We start from the raw sequence: 4,125 nt of genomic DNA on the forward strand, positions 1-4,125 counted from the left end.
CAAAGATCATTTCAATCTTGTCAACTGAGTTCTTTCAGCGACATTTATTATCATACCAAACTGTTTCGTAGAAGTCAACAACTTTTTTTAAAAAAGTTTTTATCGTTTTCTTCAAACAGCGACTTTCTTAATTTACCACCATCACGACAGTAAGTCAAGAGATTCTTTAAAAATTAAAACCGCCACTAATTTATGTTTGCAGCGACGGTTCTTAATATAGCATGTTAGCATTATTAAAGTCAACAACTTTTTATCTTACTTTATATTGCATTTGATATATGCCAGGACCTTCAATCTCTTTAGTTTCAATTTGCACTATATTTTTTGCATATAAATATTGCAGAAGTAATCCTAAATCTTTTGCAAGTTCTTTTAGTTTCGGTTCATTGACTAGTTCTGAAATAGTCCATGCGTCCTTTTTGGATTTCATTATTTCTATTAGATAACTACTTCCAATTCTTGCCCTGGAACTAATCGCAAATTCGATTGCTAACAATAAAAGTTCTACCCGCTTTTCGATTAATTCACTGCTTTCGACTAATTCCAGATATAATGCATACACTTCCGGTTCGATCTTTTTGACTTGATTCCATACTGTAATTTCCGGATAAAAGCCATGCTCAAGTACAGACAGTCTCGCAAGATGGTGCAATGATTGAACCATTTGATTAAATGCATCTAAATACTGCTTTCCGTCATATAGTTCTTTTCCAATTGAACAACTACGGATTAATTCAGCAAACTCCATTGCTATTTTCTTTTTCCTAGTTTCGATTGGATTTTCAAATAAATTGTTTTTAAGGTTTTCTAAATAGCCATCCCGATCAAACACGATTTGTCCATTAATTACCCACAATAGGTTTCTTCGGAAATTTCCACTTGGCAACCATTTTAAAAACTTGTTTTCCGAAATGATGTTCACGGCAATACTATTATTTTCTATGCTATAATGTTCCACATTACAAGGAGAATCCATATTTGCATCATTCTTCACTATTATGATAATTAAAGCATCGAATTGCTCCGTTAGTGGACTGTTTGTTTTCTTTTTTTCTAAAACTAATATTCCCAAGGTTTCTTCACGGCCTTCAAATGTCTCATATATCGACCGTAGTAAGTTTTCCATAACTATTCCTCCATAAACCTCTTCTATACTATTCGCTTTTCGCAAAATTTTTTCAGTTATATATAATTTCTACACTAAGTCTTAAATACCTTTTTTCGACAAAAAATTTACTGCTATGGTAACGAATAAATTTGCGAATATGATATAATGCTTATTTAGGAGGGATAAAATGGGATTAAAATATTCAAGTAAAATAAATAAAATACGTACATTTGCCCTTTTGCTTATTTTCCTTGGCATCGGAATCATGTACATAGGTATATTCTTTAAAACTAGCGCTTGGCTGATGATCACTTTTATAATTCTTGGCTTTCTATTTATTATTGCAAGTACGCTCGTTTACTTTTGGATCGGCATGCTCTCGACCAAAACCGTCCAAGTCATATGTCCGTCCTGTAACAAGCCGACAAAAATGCTTGGCAGGGTTGATTTATGTATGTACTGTAATGAACAGCTAACATTGGATCCAAACCTTGAAGGAAAAGAATTTGACGAAAAATATAACTCAAAGAAAAAATCAAAATCATAAATTAGAAAGACACGACTTGCCGCCAATAATGGCGGAAGTCGATGTCCTTTCTTATACTATCTTCAAATTAGAATATAAATTCTGATAGTACAAAAAAACATGGCCATTCGCTTTATCAGCATAATGACCATGTTTTTTTAATGCCTTTTAATATCTCTACATTCCGGACATGTTCCGTATACTTCCATACGGTGATGGCTTACGTCAAATCCAGTGACATGCTCAGCAAGTTTTTCGACTTCATAAAATCCTGGATAATGGAAGTCGACAATCTTGCCGCATTCTTCACAAATTACATGATAGTGATCTGAAATGTTACAATCAAAACGACTTGAAGAGTCTCCATATGTTAACTCTCGTACTAAGCCAACATCTTTAAACACACGCAAGTTATTGTATACAGTTGCCACGCTCATATTCGGGAATTTCCCTTCAAGCGCTTTATATATATCATCCGCGGTCGGGTGTGACATAGATTGAAGCAAATACTCCAATATCGCATGACGTTGCGGAGTGATTCGAACTCCAGACCCTTTTAATGTTTCCATCGCTTCTTGAATACGTAATTCAGACATGCGTCATGCACCTCTTTTCCATGTATAAATTATTACTTTATAATAGTTATAATCTTATAAATATTATATATTGCAAGTAACAGGATTGTCAATACTAGGAGACGCTTTCATGATCCATGTCCAGACTAGTTCATTGGTGTAGGCCGAGTTCTTCAGTTTTTAAACAATAATTAATATAGCGTGCTGCAACAAATAAAAAGTCTGAAAGACGATTTAAATAGGATAATACTAATGGATTTACATCTTCCCCAACGGCTACCGCTTTTCGTTCCGCCCTTCTAACGATTGTTCTGGCAACATGCAGCCCGGCACCGGATGGATGTCCTCCTGGTAATATAAAGTTTTGCAGCGGAGGAATTTTTTCGTCCCATTTATCCAAAATCTTCTCTAGTTCCGCAATGTCATCCGGAGAAACCTTCCATTTCACTTCTTTTCCTACCGGTGTAGATAATTCAGCACCGACATGGAATAGGCTTGTTTGAATTCGATGAAATACTTCAAGTATTTCCTTTTTCCCTTCAAATTCTTCATTGTTAAGATGGCTTAGTGCTAGCCCAATCATTGAATTGGCTTCATCACAAGTACCATAGGCTTCTACTCGCGGGTCCGTTTTTGATACCCTTTCCCCGTAGACCAAGGATGTTGTTCCTTTGTCACCTGTTTTTGTATAAATTTTCATCCCTAATACCCCCTATCTAAATCAATAACATTGATCAAATTATTTTCACCTGATAAATATTGCTTAAGATTGTGTTCAAATATTTCTATGCACCTTAATAGATATTGTCGGGAAACCCCTGAAAGATGTGGGGTAATCGTAACATTTTCCATTTGCCAAAATGGATGCCCTTTTGGCAACGGCTCTGTCTCGAAAACATCTAAAACAGCATGAGCAATCTCATCCGTTTCAAGCGCTTTCATTAAAACGTTTTCATCTACAAGGCTTGCCCTACCTATATTCATAAATAAACAATCATTTTTCATTATTTTGAAATGCTGTTCTTTTAATAAATGATATGTATCAGGTGTACTAGGTAATACCGAAACAATGTAATCACCTTGTTCAATTGCCTTGTCCATTTCTGTTACAGGATATACTTCATCAAAATATTCTACACTCCGGCCACTTCGATTGATTCCAACCGTTTTCATTCCAAAGGCTCTGGCAAGTCTAGCAATCTCTGAGCCAATCGATCCTGTACCCATGATCGTAATCGTTGCTCCTGAAATCTCAATCATTTTTAATCTTCGATTCCATTCTTCCTGCTTTTCGTTTTCAATCAGCTGTTTGGTTTTTCTTGCAACCTGGAGGATCATCCCCATTGTGTATTCAGCCATTGGTATTTTGGAAGTTCCCCGTGCGTTTGTAACGAGAATCCCTTTTTGTTTGATTGTTTCAAAAGGTAGTTTTTCTATGCCGGCTGAAAAAACCATAATCCATTTTAAATTGGCAGCTTTATTAATCACTTCTTCATTTAAATCCCCGCCATATGAAACTAAAATTTCGGCACTATCAATTTCGCTCACTGCTTCTTTCATCACCTTGTGAAATGAAAACTCAATATTCGGAAATTTTTCCATAAGTTCATTTTGGATTTTCGGATTTACATTAAATGACGTTACTATTTTCACCAAACTCACCCCTAGATTAATTATACAAAAGAACAAAAAAAATGCGAGATTTAGTATCCCGCATTCAATGCTATCATCTGAGGAGGTATGCCCTACACTTTACTATACGTACGATAAGTCCTTGTTGTATAGGTGATTGCCTGTGTTATCGAAAAATAGGCTTTTTAGAAAAGCGGAAGCGCCTTGCTCATCGCCGTACAAACTGGAGGGTCTTCGACTGAGATAAAGGAAACTTGAATTGCACTAGCAATTCTTAGTTGACT

At 35.6% G+C, this 4,125-nt stretch carries 5 protein-coding genes; 1 reads left to right on the forward strand and 4 read right to left on the reverse strand.

What is annotated here, in order from left to right:
• Positions 1-250: 250 nt before the first annotated feature.
• Positions 251-1,126: a nucleotidyltransferase-like protein gene (locus tag BAZO_RS16115; protein ID WP_003332738.1), complete on the reverse strand. Its 876-nt coding sequence runs from the start codon at positions 1,124-1,126 to the stop codon at positions 251-253.
• 169 nt (positions 1,127-1,295) lie between these two features.
• Here BAZO_RS16115 and BAZO_RS16120 point away from each other — a divergent pair, with 169 nt between their 5' ends.
• Entirely contained in the window at positions 1,296-1,655 is a 360-nt protein-coding gene (locus BAZO_RS16120; protein ID WP_003332739.1) for a YgzB family protein, read from the forward strand.
• A 137-nt stretch (positions 1,656-1,792) separates the two neighbouring features.
• On the opposite strand, the gene perR is transcribed toward BAZO_RS16120, so the two are convergent.
• The 3 genes from perR to BAZO_RS16135 form a co-directional block, all read right to left on the reverse strand.
• Positions 1,793-2,230 (reverse strand): peroxide-responsive transcriptional repressor PerR, encoded by a 438-nt coding sequence (gene perR / locus BAZO_RS16125; RefSeq protein ID WP_003332740.1) that lies wholly within the window; start codon positions 2,228-2,230, stop codon positions 1,793-1,795.
• 130 nt (positions 2,231-2,360) lie between these two features.
• On the reverse strand, positions 2,361-2,909 hold the full coding sequence (locus tag BAZO_RS16130; protein WP_003332741.1) for a cob(I)yrinic acid a,c-diamide adenosyltransferase: 549 nt from the start codon (positions 2,907-2,909) through the stop codon (positions 2,361-2,363).
• Positions 2,910-2,911: 2 nt separating this feature from the next.
• On the reverse strand, positions 2,912-3,862 hold the full coding sequence (locus BAZO_RS16135) for a D-2-hydroxyacid dehydrogenase (RefSeq protein WP_003332742.1): 951 nt from the start codon (positions 3,860-3,862) through the stop codon (positions 2,912-2,914).
• Positions 3,863-4,125: the final 263 nt, after the last annotated feature.

The organism is Schinkia azotoformans LMG 9581 (genome assembly GCF_000307855.1).
GTDB lineage: Bacteria > Bacillota > Bacilli > Bacillales > Bacillaceae_J > Schinkia > Schinkia azotoformans.